Annotated in this window: 19 protein-coding genes, 3 tRNA genes and 1 pseudogene; 14 read left to right on the top strand and 9 right to left on the bottom strand. The window is 32.8% G+C overall.

What is annotated here, in order from left to right:
* Positions 1-220: 220 nt before the first annotated feature.
* The 4 genes from HM984_RS16940 (at position 221) to HM984_RS16925 (ending at position 1,185) form a co-directional block, all read left to right on the top strand.
* On the top strand, positions 221-517 hold the full coding sequence (locus HM984_RS16940; protein WP_179350035.1) for a GIY-YIG nuclease family protein: 297 nt from the start codon (positions 221-223) through the stop codon (positions 515-517).
* A gap of 208 nt (positions 518-725) precedes the next feature.
* Positions 726-798, top strand: a tRNA-Gly gene (locus HM984_RS16935).
* A 58-nt stretch (positions 799-856) separates the two neighbouring features.
* Positions 857-938 (top strand) — tRNA-Tyr (locus HM984_RS16930).
* Positions 939-1,112: 174 nt separating this feature from the next.
* Positions 1,113-1,185, top strand: a tRNA-Gly gene (locus HM984_RS16925).
* Positions 1,186-1,239: 54 nt separating this feature from the next.
* Here the strand turns inward: HM984_RS16925 and HM984_RS16920 are convergent.
* Positions 1,240-3,771: a leucine-rich repeat domain-containing protein gene (locus HM984_RS16920; protein ID WP_179350034.1), complete on the bottom strand. Its 2,532-nt coding sequence runs from the start codon at positions 3,769-3,771 to the stop codon at positions 1,240-1,242.
* 79 nt (positions 3,772-3,850) lie between these two features.
* On the bottom strand, positions 3,851-6,364 hold the full coding sequence (locus HM984_RS16915) for a leucine-rich repeat domain-containing protein (RefSeq protein WP_179350033.1): 2,514 nt from the start codon (positions 6,362-6,364) through the stop codon (positions 3,851-3,853).
* A gap of 220 nt (positions 6,365-6,584) precedes the next feature.
* On the opposite strand from HM984_RS16915, the gene HM984_RS16910 reads away from it, so the two are divergent.
* From HM984_RS16910 to HM984_RS16865, 10 genes are all read left to right on the top strand, one after another.
* Entirely contained in the window at positions 6,585-11,588 is a 5,004-nt protein-coding gene (locus HM984_RS16910; RefSeq protein WP_179350032.1) for a DUF4132 domain-containing protein, read from the top strand.
* Positions 11,589-11,707: 119 nt separating this feature from the next.
* Entirely contained in the window at positions 11,708-12,121 is a 414-nt protein-coding gene (locus HM984_RS16905; protein WP_179350031.1) for a hypothetical protein, read from the top strand.
* Positions 12,122-12,536: 415 nt separating this feature from the next.
* Positions 12,537-13,052, top strand: coding sequence for a GNAT family N-acetyltransferase (locus tag HM984_RS16900; protein ID WP_179350030.1), 516 nt, complete (start codon positions 12,537-12,539; stop codon positions 13,050-13,052).
* Between the two features lie 179 nt (positions 13,053-13,231).
* Entirely contained in the window at positions 13,232-13,849 is a 618-nt protein-coding gene (locus HM984_RS16895) for a DUF1444 domain-containing protein (protein WP_179350029.1), read from the top strand.
* Between the two features lie 90 nt (positions 13,850-13,939).
* A complete protein-coding gene (locus HM984_RS16890) occupies positions 13,940-14,641 on the top strand; it encodes a hypothetical protein (RefSeq protein ID WP_179350028.1) in 702 nt (233 codons plus the stop codon).
* A 140-nt stretch (positions 14,642-14,781) separates the two neighbouring features.
* On the top strand, positions 14,782-15,453 hold the full coding sequence (locus HM984_RS16885; RefSeq protein WP_371312734.1) for a DUF1444 family protein: 672 nt from the start codon (positions 14,782-14,784) through the stop codon (positions 15,451-15,453).
* Positions 15,454-15,635: 182 nt separating this feature from the next.
* Entirely contained in the window at positions 15,636-16,271 is a 636-nt protein-coding gene (locus HM984_RS16880) for a DUF1444 family protein (RefSeq protein WP_179350026.1), read from the top strand.
* Positions 16,272-16,484: 213 nt separating this feature from the next.
* Complete coding sequence (locus HM984_RS16875) at positions 16,485-17,108, top strand: hypothetical protein (protein WP_179350025.1); 624 nt, start codon at positions 16,485-16,487, stop codon at positions 17,106-17,108.
* A gap of 76 nt (positions 17,109-17,184) precedes the next feature.
* Positions 17,185-17,559, top strand: coding sequence for a hypothetical protein (locus HM984_RS16870; protein ID WP_245940369.1), 375 nt, complete (start codon positions 17,185-17,187; stop codon positions 17,557-17,559).
* Positions 17,560-17,612: 53 nt separating this feature from the next.
* Positions 17,613-18,383 carry a hypothetical protein gene (locus HM984_RS16865; protein ID WP_179350024.1) on the top strand — a complete coding sequence of 257 codons (771 nt, stop codon included), beginning with the start codon at positions 17,613-17,615 and terminating at the stop codon, positions 18,381-18,383.
* Between the two features lie 79 nt (positions 18,384-18,462).
* On the opposite strand, the gene HM984_RS16860 is transcribed toward HM984_RS16865, so the two are convergent.
* The 7 genes and pseudogenes from HM984_RS16860 to HM984_RS16825 all read right to left on the bottom strand — a co-directional run bounded on the left by HM984_RS16860 (position 18,463) and on the right by HM984_RS16825 (position 23,430).
* Entirely contained in the window at positions 18,463-18,894 is a 432-nt protein-coding gene (locus HM984_RS16860) for a hypothetical protein (protein WP_179350023.1), read from the bottom strand.
* A 17-nt stretch (positions 18,895-18,911) separates the two neighbouring features.
* Complete coding sequence (locus HM984_RS16855) at positions 18,912-19,421, bottom strand: endonuclease V (RefSeq protein WP_179350022.1); 510 nt, start codon at positions 19,419-19,421, stop codon at positions 18,912-18,914.
* A gap of 37 nt (positions 19,422-19,458) precedes the next feature.
* Positions 19,459-20,214, bottom strand: coding sequence for a DUF2314 domain-containing protein (locus tag HM984_RS16850; protein ID WP_179350021.1), 756 nt, complete (start codon positions 20,212-20,214; stop codon positions 19,459-19,461).
* 66 nt (positions 20,215-20,280) lie between these two features.
* On the bottom strand, positions 20,281-20,988 hold the full coding sequence (locus HM984_RS16845) for a DUF1963 domain-containing protein (RefSeq protein ID WP_179350020.1): 708 nt from the start codon (positions 20,986-20,988) through the stop codon (positions 20,281-20,283).
* An 11-nt stretch (positions 20,989-20,999) separates the two neighbouring features.
* Positions 21,000-21,425: a DUF2262 domain-containing protein gene (locus tag HM984_RS16840; protein WP_179350019.1), complete on the bottom strand. Its 426-nt coding sequence runs from the start codon at positions 21,423-21,425 to the stop codon at positions 21,000-21,002.
* 10 nt (positions 21,426-21,435) lie between these two features.
* A pseudogene (locus HM984_RS17695) lies at positions 21,436-22,107 on the bottom strand (DUF1963 domain-containing protein).
* Between the two features lie 171 nt (positions 22,108-22,278).
* Positions 22,279-23,430 carry a hypothetical protein gene (locus HM984_RS16825; RefSeq protein ID WP_179350016.1) on the bottom strand — a complete coding sequence of 384 codons (1,152 nt, stop codon included), beginning with the start codon at positions 23,428-23,430 and terminating at the stop codon, positions 22,279-22,281.
* Positions 23,431-23,628: the final 198 nt, after the last annotated feature.

Genomic DNA, 23,628 nt, shown 5'->3' with positions numbered 1-23,628 from the left:
ATTAGAAATTCTGGAAGAATAAGTTTAAGTAGTTCTAGATAATGGTCCACAGTCTTTTTTTTACAAAAATCCGAAAACTATAGATAATTCACACACAACTTTTGAGATTGATCCGAGAGCATCCCGATTTATAATTGGGACAGCCTTAGGCATGACCCCTAGTACGACCACAATAGTCCATATTAAAAATAGTGAGACTTTTTTTTAGTATCTTAGAATTATGTATACTACATATATTTTATATTCTAAATTAAAAAATAGATTTTATATCGGACATTCAGCTGATCTAAAAGATAGACTTAAACGCCATAATACCGGAAGAAGTAAATCTACCAAATACGGATTACCTTGGACCGTTGTTTCTACAAAAGAATTTACAACCAAATCTGAAGCTTATCAATACGAGATGTATGTAAAAAAGAAAAAATCTAGTGAGTTTATAAACAAACTAATAAATAATCCTGAATGGTTGAGCATCCCGATTGATAATCGGGACGGTCCTAGGTTCGAATCCTAGTGCGATCACAAAAAGCCTTAACATTTATGTTGAGGCTTTTTTGTGTTTTATTATGTGTTTTTTTTTCCTGTTTTAAATTTTATGATAAGTTCTACGTTAGACCTGCATTAAGTTTGTAAGATGTGACGTAAATTTTATAGCTTGAAAAAAATAAAAATTAGGGCATGTTTAAGAAATATTTATATATTTGCGCTCGCTTACCAAAATTGCGAGAGTAGCTCAGTTGGTAGAGCGTCAGCCTTCCAAGCTGAATGTCGCCGGTTCGAACCCGGTCTCTCGCTCTAAAGACATCCTGAATTGTGGAGTCTTTTTAGTTTGAAATATTGAATTAAAGTTTTTGGGGAGATACTCAAGCGGCCAACGAGGGCAGACTGTAAATCTGCTGACTACGTCTTCGCAGGTTCGAATCCTGCTCTCCCCACAAATGATTTTTAAAGAGAAGTTATCAAAAGTTAACTTTTGTAAAACAGCATTTAAAAATCATTTGGATTGAGTCACCAATCCAAGATTACTAAGCGAAGCGAAGTAATCTAAAATAAACATGACGATTTTAAATATTGAAACACCATTAATTAAAGCAATTTAATTACAAAATGCGAGAGTAGCTCAGTTGGTAGAGCGTCAGCCTTCCAAGCTGAATGTCGCCGGTTCGAACCCGGTCTCTCGCTCAAAGAGCTTCATAGAAATATGAAGCTCTTTTTTTTGTGATAAAGTGTATGCCATTACATTCTAAAAGGTACTTCACTATCTATATCATCAAAATTACGTTGAGCTACTAATTTATGTTCTAGTGGCTCATAGAGTTCAGATTTCATATTGCTACCATTAAATTTAGAGGTCCAATACACCAATTTTTGTAGGTTAAGGTTTCTAAATTCTTCAGATACTTTTTCAGAAAATTCACAACCACTAATACTTAATACTTCCAGCTGTGTTAATGATGCTAGTTCTACCGGTAAAACCACTTGTTTAAAATTGTTTATGCCTAAAACACGTAAATTTTTCAGATTCGCAATCCAAGTTGGTATTTTTTCCTCTCTGTTATGTGCACTGATAAAAAACGTTTCTAAATTCAACTCAGAAATCGATTCAGGGTATGTGCCTCCATTTTCATCTATGCCTTCTAACCAAAGGTGTTTTAGAGAACTCCAACGCGATATTGCTTCAATACTTTCATCATTAATATGATCACAATGTATCAGTTTTACAGCTTCAATAGTGTCAACGTTTAGGTTGTCTATGGTTTTAAGCGCGACACTCTGCATTCTTAATTTTTTAAGCTGAGGCAAGGTTACCGCAGGAAAATCATCAAAACCTTTAGCTTCAAATATTCCTAAAAACTCAAGGTTTGGTGTCTGGGCTAATAAACGTTCTAAAGCTTCGGTAGTTCCGTTATACTCATCAATCCTTAGTACTTTTAGATTCGGGTGTTTAAAGGCCGTTAATGCATTGTTATGTTCTGGATTGGCTTTTTTAAATGTAATGGTAAGCGCCTTTAAATTAACGAAGTTTTTAAGTAAGCTATCTAACTGACTTACATCACTGGTAAAATCAAACGATTCAACTTTCTCTGGATGCCTAAATGTTTCAAAATTTAAAACATTATTAACGTCATCATTTCTATGTCCAAGATTAAATTTAGCTGCACTAATTACTGCATAAAATTCCTGTAAATTAACAATAGGTGTGGCTTTAATATCCAGATTAAACATATCCAACGGTTCTGTTCCTGCTTTTATGCCCTTAATTTCAGAAATAGTTAAATTGGTAATCTTCTTTGGCAAACAATCGGTATTTACAACTAAAGCACTCGCATTTTTAATGGTCAGGTTTTCTAACTGTGCTATTTTTGAAAACACATTCGGAAAAATTCTAACCGCTAATTTTATATCTTTAGTATGCCACTCTTGAAATCTGTATAATTCTACATTTTTAAGATTTGTACATTGCTCAATCCCTTCAAAAAGCCAATCTAATTTATGCTCTAGTTTATAATGAAGCGTTGCTAAATTTTTAAATACAGCTAATGATGTTTTATGTGGAATTTCTGGTGCTTCACAATCTACAGTTATCGTCTTTAAATTAGGAAAAAACGAAGCATTGTCTAACACAAAGTTCAGAAGTTTAGGCGAATCTATTTCTATAGACTCTCGCAGACTTACTTCTGTCATTGGTGATATATTAGTTTCGCTATAGGTAATTTTTGTTACTAATTTGGGTCTAGGCGTTTCTTCAAAACATCTAGACGCATCTCCAAAAAACAAGGTAGATGATATGGAATCTATTTTAGGGGCATGAAGCTCAAAAAGTTCCAATTTTGGTAAATCCTCAAAACCATTTGGTAAGCTATCTATGCTTTTAGATAAAACCTGAAACTCTTTTAGTTGCTTTAAATGACTAACATCTTTAGGCAATGCTGTTAATTCACCTAAGCAAAAAAATTCTATTTGTTTTAAAGTTGCCGGAAACACAACTTGAGACAAATCTTGAACGCCGACAAAACGCAGTTTCAATATTTTTAATTTAGTAAGGTTTGTAAGCCAATTAAAATCAGTTAGATTCATATTGTCTATAGAATTAAGAGTCAAATAATCACCTTCTATGCGTAATTTTTTTAAGGATGTTAGCTGAGACATTGTACTTGGAAACTTTTTTAAACAAGGCGCAACAAGCTTTAGTTTTTTTAAATTTGATAAATTACCAAAATCCTCAGGTAGTTGTTCATAATCACCTTCGAGATCTATTTCTTCTAAAGACGTTAATTTTGATATCTCATTAAGAATACTATCATATTTATTACCAAAATCTTTTAAATGGATTTCTAAACTTTTTACGCCGTTAAATCGTCTTAATATATGTGGATGTTCTAACAAGCGATCTAAAAAATCTGTCGAAGAATGAAAAAACCATAGTTTTGATCCTCCACCAATTAGGCTATGTAATTTAAGAAGGTCTAAGTCTTCAGATAGCAATCCATATTCTAATATGGAAATCATTCTAGGGCTTGAGCGTATAAATCTTCCTTTTTGTGTTATTCTTTTTCGACTTTTAAAGGCTATTTGTAAGGCTTCTGGGGCTTGTTTTTTTATGATATTAGCACATTCTGTTTTATTTTTTTTATTAGATGTTGATTTCGCTATCACAAAAATTTCATAATAAAAATCTTCCGGATAGTTTTTACACTTCTTAAGATCTTCATAAGATTTATCAATTTGAAAAAAGTTAAAAACAGAGGTTTCTGTTGGCTTTGTCATAGTAATTGTTAATTTTTAGGGTATAAATTTCTTTTGGAAATAGGTTTTTTAGATTGTGGTACGTTGTGCTTAAATTTCTTTAGCAGTAGAGATTGTATTTTTCATATCTGTTATCAAAATCCTCTTTTAATATTTTATTTCCAGCTAATGCGTAAAATTTAGACGATTTCATATTGTTTCCATTAAATTTTGAATACCTGTAAATTAAATCCTCTAAATTCAAATTCTTAAATTTATCAGAGACTTGCTCTGTAAAATCACACCTTCTAATGCTCATTATTTTTAATTGGGTTAATTCAGCTAATTCTTCCGGTAATGGGGAATACTTAAAGCTTTCTATGCCTAAAACTCGTAAGGATTTCATTTTACCTATCCATTTTGGTATTTGTCTTTTGGTTAAAAATCCATCAATAAAAAAGGTGTCTAGATTTAAGTCTGCAATGGTCTCTGGGTAGGTTTCAAGATCTCTACTAATGCTTTCTAACCAAAGAAATTTAAGCGTTTTCCAATGCGATGCGGTAACCATAGCATCGTAACCAAAATTGTCACACGATAAAACTTTAAAAAGTTCTATGTTGGGCACTGTTAAGTTTTCTATAGACTGTATATCATCGCTATAAAATAATTTCAGTGTTTTTAGTTTGTTTAAAGTAACTTTAGGTAAGTCTGCAAGACCTACACACTCGTAAATTTCTAAAAATTCTAGATGAGGCGTATGCTTTAATAATAATTTAATAACACTAGTGTCACCATTAAAATTTTTAATGGTTAAGTTTTTTAAATTATGATGCGTATAAGCGGTTAAACCATTGTTTTGTTCGGCATTATCTATATTAAAATCAATGGTTAGTGATTGTAAATTACAAAGTGTTTTTAATGCCTTGTCTAAGTCTTTTACATTACTATTAAATATAAAATCTTTAAAGCTTTCAGGGTCTTTAAAATTATCAAAATCTAAAGTATCATTTTTAACACTGTTTACATCGTCTAACGTAATTTTTTTAGCACGCATTACCGAATAAAATTTTTGCAATGCGGTAATAGGTGTACCTGTTACTTTTATATGATTTACCTCAAAATCTTCTACACCTGGCTCAATGACTTTTATATCTGTAATGGTAAGACTGTCTGTCTTTATAGGTAAATAATCTGTATTTAAAACTAGTGCTTTTGCACTTTGTACGCGTAAGGTTTGTAAATGCTTTACTCTAGAAAATGCTTGAGGGAAATTAGTAACATCAGCGTTCGTTATTTCAGCATCAGCTCCATTATATAAACCATAAATAAAAACGTCTTCTAGCTTTTTACATTCGTGAATATCCTCTAAAACCCATCCTAAATGATGTGCTAACTTATACTTAAGGTTTTTAAGTTTTTTAAATGCAGAAAACGTATGTGTACTTCTTCTTTTTGGTGCATCACAAGTAATTTCTATATCTTTTAAATTAGTAAAAGACAAGGCATTATCCAACACAAAACTAAGAAGCTCTGGATGAGTGAAATCGATTCTTTTTAGCTTAGTTACAGGTGTTTCACCATAAGGCATAAACTCTGTATACAAACCTAGTAAACGTTTAATATTTGGTCCAAAAATAAAAGATGCAGGAACTTCTTTTAATTTAGATAAATGAATAACTTCTAAAACCTCTAAGGTTTTAAATTCACTAACAGATGCAGGAAAGTGTTCTAGCTCCCTCATACCACTTAGCCTTAATTTTTTCAATTTTGGCAAGTGACCAAGTGTTTCGGGTAAAGCAGTTAGATTTTCTAACCTAAAAAGCTCTAATTTTTTTAAACTTGCCGGTAGCTCAACATCAGAGAGGTCTTGTACCGCAAAAGAACCTATTTTTAAATGCTTTAAACTTGTCAATTCTTTAAGCCAAGTAAAGTTAACTATGTTAGGGTTAGGCTCGTCTTCACCATAAGGAAAACTCCCCCTAAACTCCAACTTTTTAAGTGCTTTTAACTTGGTTATTCCTACGGGAATCCATACCAAGTTAGGTGCTGTTAGAATAAACTCTTTTAAGTTAACTAATCGCTCTAGTTCTTCTGGTATGTATTTATAATCAATTTCAAGCTCAAGTTTTTCTAATGAAGAAAGTTGCGTTATGTTGTTTACAACGCTACTAAAACCTTCTTTCTGTCTAGAGGTGCTAATTGTTAATTCTTTAATACCATTAAACTGACTTAAAAGACGTGGTGTTTCTATAAAAAGTTGAACCACTTCTTTTTTTGAATATGTAATGGAAAGTGATAAACGCTTACAAACAAGTGTGTATAGTTTACAAAGGTCTAAGTCTTCTGAGAGTACGCCATACTCTAATATAGCAATCAGCTTCTTATCAAAAGAAGAAGAATCTTCTATCAGTGTTATTTTTTTTCGACTCTTAAAGGCGAGTTGTAAAGCTTCTGGTGCCTGTTTTTTTATGATATTGGCACATTCGGTTCTAATCTGCTTGTTTTTAGTAGATTTTGCAAGCACAAAAATCTCGTAGTAAAAATCTTCTGGGTAATTTTTACAAGCTTTAATTTTTTCAAAAGATGTTTCATCTTCATAAAAGTTGAAACCAAATTCGTGTTTAGCAAATATCATAAGGCAGTTTAATTTTATGTTACAAACCTATTTTAAAACACGGTGTTATTTGTCACTGTATTCTGTGATATTTAAAACGTAAAAAAAATTCCCTTATAAAAATCACTAAATACCGTGAGTTTAAACAAACAGATTTCTTTTACCTTGCCATCAGTAATTCAGTTTGTTTATATAAAGACAAATTATTGTTAATGACCATAGTTAAAAATATTTAAGAGATATGATCCTTATAGAAGATGCTAGAAAACACTTAGAGCAATACGCAAAACCAGCCGTAGACCGGTTTGAATTTCGTGCTTATTCTGAGCCTTATCGTGTTTTAGCAAAAGTACTTGCTGGTATAGAAAAAGAGAAACGCGTCTATTATAATCAGCATGATTTTATTGCCGCCTTTGAAGACCCCTTCAATATAAATCCTTGGACCACACCAGAAGGGATGCGTTTAGGAATGCAATTATATGGTGTTATTCAAGCGCCATATTTAGCAGCAATGTGGGATTTTATAAACACCTTACCGTATCAAGATTCTTATAACAGGCAAGCCTTTAGATCGCGAGATGGCGAAGATGTGATACACAAAAAAATAGTCACTTTTAGAGCATTTCTTAATTCCAGCAGAATGGGCTTTGGGGGCTTATCTTTAGTAGAACACTTTCAATACAACACGTATTTTTCTGGGAACCAAGACCTTTTTCTAGCCATTGTTTTACACAATGCAGAAGGCGCGTTTGATGCCTTGCTAGACGATATTATTCAGGGAGAAGATGAGATTGGTGGCGTAAGTTCAGATATTATCAAGGCCTTGTTGTATTCTGAAGAGGAGAAACATTGGGAAATGGTTGCTAAATTACTACTTGCAGCGCAACGTCAGGAAGGTTTACGCCAAACCATAATAGAAGCTTTAGATAGCTGTAGCCTTGCTGCGTTTAAATATATGTTACAAGTTATCATAGATAATGACCTAGCTCGTTTTAGTAGTGTGAATAGAGCGGTTTGCACCTGGTTTAATTTGAATTGGGAAACGCCTAAAAAAGCGCTTATCAATCGTATATTAACGCTTGCACAATCTTTAATTTTCGACTTAAAAGAAGTAGATACGTATTTAAAAAGTAAAGATAATATTGAAGTGCTTGTTGGACTTTGGGCCATTGGTATTTTAGATGTCGATACAGCCAATAGAAAAGCGTTAGATATTGTATTTGACTACGACGACCGAAATAAAAAGATACTCGCGTTGTATTTTATAAGTCAAACCGATAAAACAAACGATGCGCTAGTCCCTTATTTCATAGAAAACATTGGAAAAGATTACGCCTTAGACCATTGGATGGCGGTAAACCTACCAGAAACGTCTTTAGATGATGTAACTTTTGAAAAACTACTTACTGTCGCTAAAAATGCTTCAGAAAAAGGAAAGGTTTACGAAAGTAAAATATTCTCGTGGTGGAGTTTTATTCCAAGGTCAGACTATTTCTTCAATTTTATAATGAATAGTGCTACAGAAGCACAATTAGAATTAATGGCACCTGATTTTGAAGACTTTCCTTCAGAATTTAGAGAGGCTTATTTTAGAAAGGTATTCCCTAAAAACTACAGCTATTCGTTATACTACAACAAAGAACAAATAAAGCACAAAGTAGTATTAAATTACGATAAGAATTCTTGGAAACGCGCTTTAGCAAGACGTGCCATTTACAACAGAAACGAACTGGTAATGGCTACAGGATTAAGCTTGTTCTTTAAAATGCATTTGTACGATACCGAATTAGAGATTATTGAAGATTTATTAAGGCGAAAAAGTAAAATGCTACGGACTTCGCTTATACAGTTATTAATAAACTTACCTGTAGATACTTTACGCCATAGCACCACTAATTTAATTCAGGCTAAAAACATTGAACAGCGTATAGCCGCTTTAGAAATTTTAACGATTTTACACGATAACAACAGACAATCTAATTTTACAGAAGAGCAAATAGCGCTTTATAAACAGCGTCCTAAAATCACTAAAAACGAACAAGTTTATCTTGATAAATTTTCAGACAATACAGAAGAATATAATTACAGTAACGGTTTTGGCGCTATAGATTATGATAATTTATCACCGCTTTACATCCCGCAGTCGCATTTTAAAACCAAGACCAATATTTTTGATAAACTAGGAATTACCACTTCCGAGGCTTCTGGGTTTAAATTCAAAGATTTTATTGATGTAAAGAAAATTGTGACTCAAGTCAATCAGTTAATTAATTTGGTTACAGAACATCGAAATCACGAATACCAGATGTTAGCCTATGATGGTGAAATGCACACCACGTATCTTAATAAAGGGGTTCACGATATGAAAGCGTTAGGTGAAGATGCCACAGCTTTAGAACAACTGCATAACTTACCACTCGCCGACCTTTGGATTTCTTGGTATGAAAAAAGCGAGCTTAACGATTTTGAAATGTATTCGGTTATTCGCTACATCAATAATCGAGAAGCACCTTTTGGAACCTATACCATTCTTCAGCCGTATTTACAGCAATATTACCCAGATTTGGCGGGCTTAAACTTAGGAGAAGTAGAACGCTATTACTCAAAATCTAAAACCTATAACAAAATTTTAAAACGTTTGTTTTGGGCTTTTGCAGACCATAAAATGGTGGGCGATTTTAAGTTTAAGATGTATGAGGATATGATTGCTAATTTCCCTGATAAACACAAGCTCACCCAATTTCAAGAGCAAAGAACCTATTACAGCACAATAACTCATAATTGGACAACCATAATTCAGGAATACACGCCAAATTTTGGCTTAAATCATCTAGATCAGCTAACCAACGAGCAACTGTATAAATATTGGGCGATTCAAATGTATTTATCGGCTCAAAATATGGAACATCCTAGTGAGGCCACTACCATTAAAGTGCTTACAGAAGAGAATATCAATAAGAGAACCTTAAAGTTTCCTGAAGTAGAAATTACGCTAAGATTATATAGAGAAGGTTTAATTAATGATGATGATTTATTATTCCAATCGCTGAACAATCATTCTATAATGAGCATTATGGATGGTGGTTTTAATTACAGAATGAACTTTAAAAAAGGAATAGAACGTAACAGCATTCCAAAACACGTGTTTCTACCTTTAAAAACCAACCTGCTAGAAACAGAATTAGAACGTGGTGATTTGGCAACACCGGCTTCTGAGTATATTAGTAGTATTCACCGTGTAGAAGGTGTAAATTATGTTTTTCGCGTTTTAGAACGTTTAGGAAAAGATACGTTTGAGCGTGGTTATAGTTATTATGGTGATAGTAAAAAATCTAAATTTAGTACCATCCTTAAACGAACGGCCTTTAAAGACACAGAATCTTATGCCGATTTCGCCAAACTAGCCGATGCTTCTAAAGTGAGTAAAAAACGCTTGATAGAGTTAGCGTGTTACGCCACGCAATGGGCCAATGTTGTGGGAGAATATTTAAATATTGAAAACCTAGAAAATGCGGTTTGGTGGTTTCAAGCACACGCTTCAGATTATATGAATTCTGAAAAAGAAACTATTATTTCGCGTTATTCTAACATTCCTAAAAACGACTTTGCACTTGGTGCTATAGATATCGATTGGTTTAACAAAGTATATAAAAACTTAGGAAAGACTAATTGGAAATTACTACACGATGCCGCAAAATATATTACCGATGGTAATGGGCATAGACAAGTAAAATTATACTCTAGCGTAATGCTAGGTGAAGTTAAAATCACCGAGACACTTAAGAAAATTAAAGACAAACGTGATAAGGATTACGTCCGTGCTTTAGGATTAATTCCGTTAAGTAAAACCATACCAGAAAAAGATTTATTAAAGCGTTACAACCTATTGCAAACCTTTTTAAAAGAGAGCAAACAATTTGGGGCACAACGTCAAGAAAGTGAAGCTACCGCTGTAGAGATTGCATTAGATAACTTATCTCGTAATGCGGGTTATAAGGACCGCGTACGTTTTAGTTGGGCAATGGAAGCCAAAGCTACGCAAGCCATTATGGAGCATGCAATCGTTACCATAGATGACACTATTATAGAACTTGGTATTACAGAATTAGGTAAAACCACGATTAAAGTGACCAAAGCCGGTAAAACCTTAAAAAACATACCTGCAAAACTGCGTAAAGACAAACAAATAGAGGCTTTAAAAGACAATAAAAACTACCTATCTAAACAATATAGCCGCACCCGTTTATCGCTTGAAAACGCCATGGTAAATGAAGATGAATTTGCAGCTAAAGAAATTCACGAGTTAATGCAACATCCTATTGTAAAAGCCATGTTGCAAAACTTAGTGTTGTATGTACCTGAAAAAGAAATTTCAGGATTTTACAACAATGGTGCATTGATAGCTACTGATGGTAAAGCACAAGCACTTGCAGAAGACGATGTCTTACTTATTGCACACGCTTCTCATTTATACCAATCGGTTGCTTGGGACTTGTACCAGAAACATGTGTTTGCTGAGCGTATTACACAACCCTTTAAACAAATTTTTAGAGAGTTATACTTAATCACTAATGACGAGCGTGAGCATAGCAACAGGTCTGAGCGTTACCAAGGGCATCAAATTCAGCCTAAAAAGACCGTGGCTTTATTGCGTGGTCGTGGTTGGACGGTTAGTATGGAAGATGGTTTGCAAAAAGTATATCACAAGCAAGGCTTTATTGCCACAATGTACGCGATGGCAGATTGGTTTTCACCGTCAGATGCAGAAGCACCAACTTTAGAAGTGATCCAATTTCATTCTATAGACAGCTACAAAAACATTCCGCTTACAGAGATTCCGCCAGTAATTTTTAGCGAAATTATGCGCGATATCGATTTGGTGGTTAGCGTTGCGCACGTTGGTGGTGTAGACCCAGAAGCAAGTCATAGTACCATGCAAATGCGTGCTGCTTTGGCAGAAGAATCTGCAAAATTATTCAAGCTTCCAAACATTACGGTTAAGGAGCGTTATATTTTTATAAAAGGAACTTTAGGCGAATATACCATCCATTTGGGAAGTGGGCAGGTTAGCAAAAACGGACTAGCATTATCTATAATTCCAGTTCATAGTCAGCATCGCGGACGTATGTTTCTACCATTCGTAGACGACGATCCAAAATCTGCCGAGATTATTTCTAAAATGAAATTACTTTCTGAAGACAATAAAATTCAAGATCCAACCATTTTGGCACAAATTAATAGTTAATACAATCATTAGGGCGTTACCTCGCTTAGGCGAGGTCGGGCTTTCTGTTGCAAGTACTCGTGCTATCGCACTGTGGGCTTTTCACGGCAATCCCTAACGCTAAAAGCATTTAGCATATTATGGAATTAACGTTAAAACTTAAAAGATTAGGCAAAAAGAAAGTAAAAAAAGTACCTTTTACTCTAGATAAAAATCCGAAAAATTTAGAAGAATTATTAATCGGTTGTGTAAAAAATCAAGTAGAAGCTTTTAATAAAAAACGAACAGAAGTCAATGTCATTGGTTTTTTAAGCCCTGCAGAAATAAAAGAAAAAGCAGAAAGTGGTAAAGTAGAATTTGGCGAATTAGCCAACACCGATTTAGCCAATCTGCAAAAAGCAATCGATAATGTTTTACTCGCTTTTAAAGACGGATTATTTGTGGTTTTTGTAGACGAAGATGAAATTACAGATCTAAAAGTACCTTTAGAACTAACGTCAGAAAGTGTCATTGCCTTTATAAGAATGACGTTTTTAGTGGGGACGTATTGGTAGTTTTTTTAATCAGTAAATATGAAAACAGAAAACATACAAAGCCAATTAGTAACACAAATTTCTAACCATAATACAACCTGGGGAAATTTATTAGAATACAAATTTTGGTAATGAAGCTTCTAGTTATTGGACTGTTACATTAGTACCAATTAATATTTCTGTAGATCGTATAAACAATTCTTTCACCTTTAAAAACGCAAAATTTTTATTTGATGTTAATGTAGGTATTTCTTCTGGTGATGATATTAGACTTTTTACAAAACAAGTTTCCGGACACGGCACATTTCAATTTGTGGACGCTATAATTATTCAACTTCAAACATTAATTCTTAACTAAAATTTAGAGTTTCAGTATTTATAAATACTATAATTTCGCAAAAAAAAGAAGTTCCAACTAAAAAATAAAGGTATTTAAATGGTTGACATTATAAAAGCAAATGCGGAGCACTCTGAATTAATTGCAAAACTAGGACAACAGACCTTTTCCGAATCTCATGGCCATAGTGCTTCTAAAGAGGATATAAATAACTTCATTTTAAGAACCTACAATACCGAAGCCATTCATAAAGAATTTGAAAACAAACAGATAAATTATCATCTCATCTATTTTAATAAAACCATAGCTGGGTTTTCAAAAATAGAATTGCAATGTCCTAATATGAATATAAGCGATAAAAATATTACCAAATTAGACCGCATCTATCTTTTAGAAGCCTTTCAAGGCAAACAATTGGGTGTAAAATTACTCGATTTTAATATTGCGCTATCTAAAAAACAGCACCAAAACGGAATTTGGTTAGTCGTTTGGACAGAAAACCAAAAGGCCATAAAATTTTATACAAAAATGGGCTTTGAAATTGCTGGAGCTTATGATTTTCAAATATCTGAGACGCATACAAACCCTAATCATGTTATGTATTTAAAATACTAAAATAAATACTTAACTATAGATTTAATAAGGTGTTCTTATACTAAAGAATACCTTTTTTCATGCCTTAAAACCACATTTCCCTACATAATTCATTATACCTAAAAATGGCTGAATACGGTGATAAATAACCTACAATCACCATGTAAATTTGACTAAAATAAAACATCAAAATTATAATTATGACACCTGAAGAAAAAGAACACTATTTAGCAGAAATAGACCAAGTCGTACAAAAAGCTGTAGATGGAGAATATAAACTTTATCCTGTGCTACAACCAGCAAGTTGGCCTGGTGTTAAAAATGGTGCGTTTTATAATGTAGAAGTTACTGAAGATAATAATAAAGATGTTCCTTTAGTTGTTGAATCTTACGCTGTAGAAACCCCAGATGGCTTAGTGTATCTAGGAAAGAAACATAAAGAATTCTTTGGGAATAGAAACTTATATCAAGAAGCTAACGACAACTTAGACGAGCTTGAACAAGGATTTAAGTTTGAAAAAGAATTTGATAATAAAGTATTGAGTTCAAATGGAACTCGATTTTCTAATGAAAGAGTTCTTAGTTATACACAAACGCGTATGGCTCATGATTTTTTAGAGTCAGAAGAATTGTATGTATCTATACCTAGACGTGGTAATATACTTATTATTCCTAAAGATTCAGATAAAGATCTCTTAGATATGTTTTTATACGTGCATCGACATAATTGGAACGATAAAACTAACGACAATACTCATATCGCTAATATACTTTATTACATAAGAAGTGGTAATAGAGAAGGTATCGTATATCTATAAATCTAAACGCTATGTTATAGATTTAGCAACGTTTTCTATTTCTAAGGAAATAATTCACAAAAAAGGTGTTCAATTCAAAACATTAAAACAATGAAAAGCGCAGGTCTTAAAAGGACAACGGGTAATTCTTCAAAAGAAAAAAGTGACAAGGATACGTTCTTTGTCATCACTATTTTTGGCGCTAAGCTTTATGAAAAACCTGCGTTAGATTCAAAATTGATAACGCGCATTACAGTTGGAGAGAAAATTGTTGCAGAGAAAATTGTTGAAACAAAACAATCCATACACATTGGTGAAGGATTTCAACTTCATGGACATTTTGTTGAAGTAAAAGGCCAAGGCTGTTCTGGGTTTATTCACAGTTCAGACTTGACAACTTTTAGACCTCAATTAGAACAGGTATACGACGGCATTATGATTCCTGATTTTAAAGGAAAAATGATACATAAAACTACAGATAAGAGAATTGAAACATGTAACGACAAGCCATTTGAAATTATAGAGGATATAACAACCTATGACCATATCATTCATACCTACACTGATTTTAATGATTGTTTAGAGAATACTTACCTATATAAATATATGACATTACAGGAAGTCTATCATCAATTGCCTGTTCATGATCCTAATATTGATATCACTTCAAAAGGAAATTTTATTTTAATGCCTGAGTTTATAGAAAAGAAAGACAACCAATACATTTTTAAAGGCATAGGCATCACACGTAGTATCGCAATTATTAAAAATAAAGACGGCCAGTTTTTAATAGCGTCACTAGATTGTCCGTAAATAACTTCTGTCTAAAAACAAGCTAATTATCACCAATAACCAAGCTGTTCTTATCTATAAGAACAGCTTTTATTTTTCAATAAATTAAACAAAAACACCCTATTTAGGTAAACCATTAAATCTCATAATGGCTGAAAACCGTGATAAAAAAACTGAGATGCTTCTTTAATTTTGTGATAAATAAAAAAAACAACATTATGAGCGGTACACTTCACGGTAAAGAAAAATCTCAAGAAGAAATAGAAAAAATAATAGAGCAAACTAAAAATAGTGATCAAAAGATCTATCCTATTTTAAAACCAGGAAATTGGGTGGGATTAAAAGCAGGAGCTTTGAGTTCTACTTTAATTCCGTCCGAAGATGGCGCTGAAGTCGTGATTGGTTATGGTATGGATACGCCAGACAACTTTGTGTTTTTAACTAAAAAACACTTAGAAACTATGGATGCTAAACAAATTACACAAGAAGCATTTGAAAATTTAGCAAACTGTGATACAGGATTAGAATTTGTTGAAGCTTTAGATAATAAAGCAGTTGGTGCTAACGGAACCGATTTTTCTAGTGAAACCATTCTTTCTAGAACACATATGTTAAAAGCACATGCCATGTTAGACGCGGAAGAGTTATTAGTATCTATCCCTAGAAGAACTTGTATGACTATTATTTCAAGACAAGCAGATGAAGACACGATTAATAAATTTGCATTTTTACACAACCATACTTGGGAGGATGATAGTTTTGGTAACGCACCTATTACAAATTCATTTTTTATTGTAAAAGATGGTAATATTGTAGGACATATTCCATTATAATTCAATTAAAAAAACACAGAAAAAAAAGGCATTCTTAAAATTAAGGATGCCTTTTTTATGGTTTCAATGTTATAGAATTAAACGTTGTAACTAATTAAGTACACTTAGAAATAGCGGAATACCGTGATAAAAAATGACAATTGCTACTCTAATTTTGCAGGAAACAATAAACACACAACACTATGAGCGGTACACTTTACGGAAAAGAAAAATCTCAAGAAGAAATAGAAAAAATTATTGAACAGACTAAAAATAGTGATCAAAAAATCTATCCTATTTTAAAACCAGGAAATTGGGTGGGTTTAAGAGCTGGAGCATTAAATTCTAATTTAATACAAACAGAAGCTGGGCCAAAAGTCGTTATTGCTTATGGAATGGATACACCAGATAATTTTGTATTTCTTACGCAACAGCATTTAGAAACCATAGATGCTAAGGAAATTACAAATGAAGCGTTTAGAAACTTAAGAAGTTATGAAACAGAATTCACCTATTCTGAAGCATTACAAAATAAGGTTCTGACTTCTAGTGGAAACGATTTTTCTAGTGAACGCATTCTCAATGAAGCACATATGTTAAAAGCTCATGCCATGTTAGAAGCTGACGAATTATTTGTTTCTGTACCGAGACGCTCTTGTATGATGGTGATTTCAAGAGACTCAGACGAAGCTTTACTCGGAACCTTTTTAAACTTACACAAGGATGCTTGGGAAGACGATAGCTACGGAAATGCGCCTATAGCGAATATTCTTTTTACCATGAAAGCAGGCCGTATTACCGGACATATAGCCTTGGATAATTTGTCTGAAGACGAATAAAACATAACGCTTCAATAAAATTTAATATTAAATCCGAACAAAAAAAAGAACAACAAAAAGGTATTTACAAAAACGTGATTACCTTTTTTTTATGCATTAAACGGAACAAAATTGATCTTATGGAGATACAATTAAATCATCAAATGGCTGAATACAGGGATAAAAAAACTGAGATGCTTCTCTAATTTTGTGCTAAACAATAAAACAAATAAGATGAAAGTCAATCCACTTAATAGAACAGATAATTTAGAAGACATTCAGGCTATCGTAACAAAAGCAAGCCAAGGCGAATACAAAGTATATCCTATCGTAAAAGCAGGAACTTGGGACCGTTTAGATGGTGAAATTCTACAAACCACCGCTATAAAAGGCGATAATGAAGGGGATCCTTCTAAAATAGTTGCGGTGTATGGGATAGATACACCAGATGGTTACGTGTATTTAACGATGGCCGATTTAGAAATTTACGACGGTACAAAACTGCTTGACGATGCGTACCAAAATTTAGATGATTTAGAATCGACTTTAGAATATGCTGAAGCACTAAACAATAAAGCGCTTATTTCTGTAGATTCTTATTTTGCTAGTGAACGTGTTTTTAGCAAAGTAGAAATGAAGAAAGCTCACGCTATGCTAGACTCAGAAGATTTATTCGTCTCGACCTCAAAATATGGCGAGTTAATGATTATTTCACAACACGCAGATAAAGAGACTAAAGATAAGTTTGCTTACCTACATAAGTACAATTGGAATGATGATGACAACCCTAACGAGCGTATAGCAGACCTGGTATATTCAGTAACAAACTGTGACATTGTAGGCCATATTCCTCTATAATTTTCAGAATAAAATAAAGACATAATTACCGGTGTGCAAGCATCGGTAATTATTTTAAAACTTAAATACACAACAATTGAAAAATCTAGACTTCAGTATTAACGGCAGAGTACAAAATTTAATGGTAGACATTTTTGAGTCTATAAGTACCCAAAAAGAAGCCGAAATAAAAATCAGTGAACTTTTAGATACCCGAAGCATTTTTGAACTCGTTTTTGAAATTGTGAAAACCTCTGGTTTTTATAGTGAAGATGAAAACTTCAAATTGATTAAAGCCTTAAATATTGATACTGATGAAGCTTCCAATGAAGACGCTTTATTCAACATTTGGATGACTATGGGCGCTAATCTAAACACCTCTAAAACCCAAGAAGAATTTAATGCCAAATTTGCCTTATTTGTGCCTATTATTTTAAAACATATGGAAGCTATTAACCGTATGTCAGCTTAATAGCTCATTACATTTTTAGATCTACGAAATACCGATAGCCCAAAACAAAACTTATGAACATAGAAAAATTAACTAATAATCGTTCGCCTTATCACGAATTGTTATTCGACAGTTTCTTAATCGAAAATATAAAGTCGTACGAGGAACTTATGGACGTTTACCAAACCTATAAACAAAATCATCCTGACAAGACTATAATTTTAACTCTTGATGATTTAGGTCAAGCCGAATATACTAGTGGTCACGCTTGTGACTCCAATTTTCTTTTGGATACAGATGGTTATGATTTAACTGGACTTGATAAAGCCTGCTATGATGAAGATAACGAACATTTGGGGCATTTGTCTACACCATCAGAATATTTCATAATCAGAGAAAACTTTTTAAAACACACAAAAGGCATTGACTTTAAAACGGTTTGTGAAAAAGGCATAAGTAATTCTGAAGACGATGTAATAGATTTAGAAAACATTAATGAATCTCCATTAGCCTTTTTAGACCAACAAGTTATCCTGAAAATTCTTCCTGTTGAAAAACCATACGAAGGACTTACTGGATTTCCGAATGGATATTTTGATGCCGATTTAAGTCCTTTTGATAATTACGCGTTATCGAAGTACTTATTTGAAACCTATAATTTAGAACTTTTTGGTATAGGCGCTTCCTTTTTAGGATTTATTAAAAATGAAAAATTAGAAGACAATAAAGTAAACGCATTGATAGCCGACTTGGCAAAATTGTACAACACCACAGCATCAGAATTTGAAAAATTAGCAGACATCATTAAAAATAAAAACCATTTATTTTTAAGATACACCGAATAATTTCAGTCATAAAAAAACTAAAAAGCCCAATTATACATTTATAATTGGGCTTTTTTTATTTACGATGAATACCTGAAATTTACTCAGAAAATTGTTTAATAATTTCAAACAAGGTTAATTTAGTTCTCTTTATACTGCCATCATCGTGACGAAATAAATGTACTTTAGTATTATCATAGCAACCAAAAAACAATAAATCACCTTCAGAATTAGCACCAATAGCTTTACCTAAAGCTAATTTTTCTAAACTCCACTTGTACCCATCTAAATCTTTAAATGACGGATTCATAAATTCACTTAACGTTTTAACATACGGATTTAATGCGTGAATCTTACTGACTTCCATTCCATCTATGTTGGTAAGCTCCATCATCTTTTCAAAATTATATAACTTAAATTCCTCTTCCTCAAAAACAACAGTCCTTGGTTTTTCTGCAATAAATTCTCTATAATTTTTTCTAAACATTGGTTTTAGGTCATCTACAGATGTTATAATTAAATGGTCATTCATAGTTGTGATTTTTAATATTAGTTTTTAGTATTTTCTTTTGTTTTAGTATCTACGATCTGTAGTAATGTTGGCATTCGGTATTTACCGTGCATACGCTGTATGGCGTTACAAACTTCATCTCTATCCGTACCAATAGCGGTGACATACAATGGTTTTTTACTTTCGCCACGAAACACTTCTTTAAATACAGCTGTTTTAGACACAAACTCAGATTTTGCAATACCTACAACAGGAATTTTATGCTCTAAAGCTTGGTACAAATAGCCCCCTAAACCCAAGTGTTTTTCTTCTAGAATCACATATCCATCTACAATAATTAATTCTACCTCATCTAAATTCACTTGTTTTAGTAAACTTAAAATACACGGCAATTCGCGTTTATAAAAAGCACCAGGTTCGTATTCTGCAACACCTTCTATAATATCTGTATAGATTTGTATTGGTGCTTCATCTTCCCAATCATTAAAGCTTACCGCAATGGTTTTGGCTTTTCCGTCGTAATAATAAGTGTCAAAAGCGAGTATCATTGGCAATTAGTTTAAGGATGGTATTAATAAATTAGGACTACCGTAACATCGGAATAATATGCGACCAATTTAAAGCTGTAGCAAAATCTAAAGCTGTTTTTCCTGTATTGGTTTTTGCATTTTTATCGGCACCTAATTCTAATAAAATCTCTACAGCTGTTTTGTTTCCAGCAATAGTTTCGGTATGTAATCTGGTTACTCCGTTTTCATCTGCAGCCTTTACGACATCTAGATTAGCTTCAAAAAAGTCTCTAGCAGGTTGTTCCATTACTTTGCTCATTGGGTGCTCAATAAGGTTTTCTTCATTTTCTTCCTGCTGATAAGCCACTAGAATATGGTTAGGATCACCAAAATCTAATCCCCAAGCCTCATCGTGTTGTTGTCTTGCTTCCTCCGTCATATCAGAACGTAAGACTTGAATGGTATATCCTCCATAAGTTTTACGGTCTATGGCTAGCATCCAATCTGATATTTCAGAGACTTTTCTAGTTACCGTATCGCCTTCCGCAACATTGGTTAATAGGTTAGGTGAATTCATTAAAACACCCGTAATATTTTCCCCATCAAAAGCTATTTCGCTAATCCACATATGTTCTACAGTAGGTTCGTCATCAGCTTCATTCACTTGTTGAAAAGGAATCTTTACCAGCGATAAATTATGTGCAGGAACCATACGTTTAGCTTCCCAATAAATTTCTCTCCAGAAATAGTTAAACGTTTCTTGTGCTTTTAGGTAAGCCGCTTTCATTTTTTGATTTTGTTTAGCAAAAATGATATTGTTGTCTTGACTCATAGTTTATGAATATGATATGTTAGTTATATTTTAGCATTGGATTTCCATCCTAGATAAGTAGTACTTTTAATAAAAATCGTAATACAAACTCCACTGTTTGGTGTCGTTATTTTTGGCGAACATTAAGCTCCCACCATCTACCACGTTGAAATTGGCTTTGTAGTCTGATACAATTTGAAACACAAACTGAAAACCTTCTCCAAAGCCCTCTGCATCTCCAATTCCGGATTGGCAAAAAGAAGGATAACCGCCTATTTTGTGGTCGTAGATATGATCTGTGATATCAAAATAATCATCAATAATCCCTTCGTTTTCTAATTTTAAAACTTCAGCTTCATCTTTCATAGACAAACCTCCACCATCCCACAATGGGAAATCATTGTTGTCTAATTCTGCGTGTAACGGAAAGGGTTTTACAACCGAATTAGGGGTTTCTAAATTTTTAATTTTGATCCTGTCTAGATTTTCATATTCTCTAATTAGCCAATGGTCTCCCATTTCTTCAAAACACTCTGGCCATTCTGCGGAAACAAAAACAGTGATGAGTTTTGTATGCTTAAGACTTGGATGAACGTAAGGCAAATTAGGAAGGTAAAATTGCGCCAACGGAAACATCTGATTTCCGTTTTTATCTAACGGAATGTCTTCATCTTCGTGATACGCAAAGACTTTACCAATCCAACTTTCCTCTATCGTGTTTTTGGGTCTAAAACCACCGGTCGTAAATTTAGTAACCGGTTTAGAAATTTTATTTTTTAGGTCTTCTACTGTCATCATTTTAATTTTTATCCAAACATCGTGGTATCCACAAAATTTTCACCGTCATAGGATTGTGCGATTAAATAATGATTCCCAAACATTCCACCTTCTTTATAAGTAACATCTATCAAGTTTTTTGCGTAAAAATCAATAGTCGTTATTGTTAGTTTTCTTCTGAATTCTTCCGCGTTTAATACAGGATAACCATTCTCTTCATCTGCCCAGTTTTCATTGTAATTTTCGTAAAACGCACTGACAATTTCATCGGTTGCTTTTTTCTCTTTATTCTCAAAGTCATCTAAAAATGAATTTCCTAAAGCAATCATATCGTCTAAACTGATTTCATCTAAATTTAGGCTGATATCAATTGTATTCTGTCCAGATAAAATGGTTGTTCTATAACAATCGTCGGTTCTTGGATCTTTTGTAAGCGTATCTTTTATTATTTTCATACTTGTATTATTACCCTAAATCGGTTCTAATGTTAGAGAAGTCACCTTTGGCGAGTTTATCTTTTTCAATAAAAAACATTAAAAATTCATCCATATCCCAGTCCCAAGAAAAAACATTATTCCATCGCAAAGTAAGTAAAGACGTCCATTCATCCGTTTTACGAGGATCATAAGCTAGCGTATTGTAATATGGGTATCCAAATAAATAGCTAAACGTTTTTTTACTTACCATATCTGGCACTTTACTACATACGTAATCGAGTTGCTTTTTATTTAATCCCTTGTCTTTATATAACTCTTCTCTATAAGGAAGATCTACATTCTCTTCCTAATCAATGCGTATACAATGATCTACATAGTAGTAATTTAAATTAGGGTTTACATAGGTTTTTAAGGGTGTACCTTCTTCAAAATAATAGACTTTTGCATAATCTTTTGCTCCAAAAAACACATTTTTATCATCATCATTAGCTATAAAAAAACTTAACATTCCTGTTTTTGGTAGTGGCGTTTCAAATTTTATTTCACTTAAATTAATTTGTAATGCAAAACGATAATCACCAAACTTGTGTTTAGGCCATTCAAAATCTTCAGGGACTTCTGGATAGCCTCCTTGTTTACTTAAACCTACATTTTCTTTACTGCGGTTTTCTCCTTTTATTTTAATAGAAGGTAAACTCATAGATCTTAGATACGTTTCTTTTTTATATAAATCGTATTTTTCAATTTTAACTATCTCTTCAAATTTGGCTTTGTCCATAAGATTACATTTTACGCTTGGTGCATTACAAATATGAAGCTTTACTTCGTTTTTTAAGTAACGGTTTTCAGTGATATTATAATCACAACTACTTTACAGTTCTGCTTTACGCTCTTTAAGTTTTTTAATAAGTAAATCTATATTTTGTAATTTTTCTTTATAAGCTTTTTTAATCGCTATTTGAGATTCTGCAATAGTTTCCGATGAATTAAAATCTATAGGTTCTGTGTTTTCTAAAAAGTTAGGAATAATATCTGTGCTAGTTTTAGATGTCTTAAATTTAAACAACAGTACAGATGTTGGTTCTGCTGCTTCAAAATCCTTAACAGCGATGGTTTTAAATGTTTCTAATTGCGTTATTGCTAGGGTATCAGTTAATAGAGTGCTGTCATTTAATGCTACTTCTATGTTTAGTGGTGACGTATTTCGGTAAATAATGCCTTCTACAGGTTCTTCGCTTACCAATTCGTCTAATAAAGCCGCTTTAGGTTGAGTCACTTTTACTGTTATAATATCATTTAAATCCCCTTTATCTACAAAAATATGCTCTGGAAAAATAGAATGGTAGACATTATCGCCTTCTATACTTGACCAATTTCCGTCCTTATAATAGAGTTGTAACGGATCGATAACAACTGTATATTTCACTTTATACTGTTTAATATAAGGTTGAAAATCTTCATTCAGGATTTTAAATTGACTCTTATAAAATGACATTGTATTTAAAGAACGTTCTGCTTCTTTTTTAGATACTATTTCAGGTATATTGTTCTTCAATTCTATTACGGCATCATACATTTTCGTTTCCATACGAGAGGTTGTCAATGCGGAATAATCATGCATTTTACTATCCTTATGGTTAACAGATGTACTTGTTGTTTTTTCTAAAGCCGAGTTTTCTGAATCTATATCCATACTTACAAAGCGTGTTTCGGATAGTTGTTTTCCGGTAATTACAAACATTTTAGATGTATCAGGAACTGAAAGCTTTGTTATTACAATTGGATCTTCAATCGTGATTTTTGTTGGTTGTAACTTCAAAACTCTGTCTACGTCTCCTTTTTGATATCTTGGTTCATTAAGTGTATATATGATTTCAAATTTTAATAGATCTTTAGGTAGATAATACCTCGTGTCATTTTGTTCTAAAACTAGATTATCATGATACAATGCTGAATACGTTTTTTTGTTACAAGAAGAACATAGGACTAGGATTAGCACTAAAAAAAGTAAAGTATTTTTCATATTGAATGTGTTTTTTTAACAATTCAAAATTAGAACTTACACCACTCTATTTTATCCCTGAAACTAGTGAGATTGATCCATACTGAATTCAGGTTGTTTTGATTTCAGCGCAGAAAACAACAAAAAAGAGGCTGTCTAAAAAGGCAGTCTCTTTTTTTATATTTTATATTTTCAAAGAAGCATTGATTTTCGTATCTT

The sequence above is a fragment of the Winogradskyella pacifica genome (assembly GCF_013403915.1).
GTDB lineage: Bacteria > Bacteroidota > Bacteroidia > Flavobacteriales > Flavobacteriaceae > Winogradskyella > Winogradskyella pacifica.
Note: the sequence above shows the minus strand (reverse complement) of the source record. Positions and strands in the feature narration are given on the sequence as shown.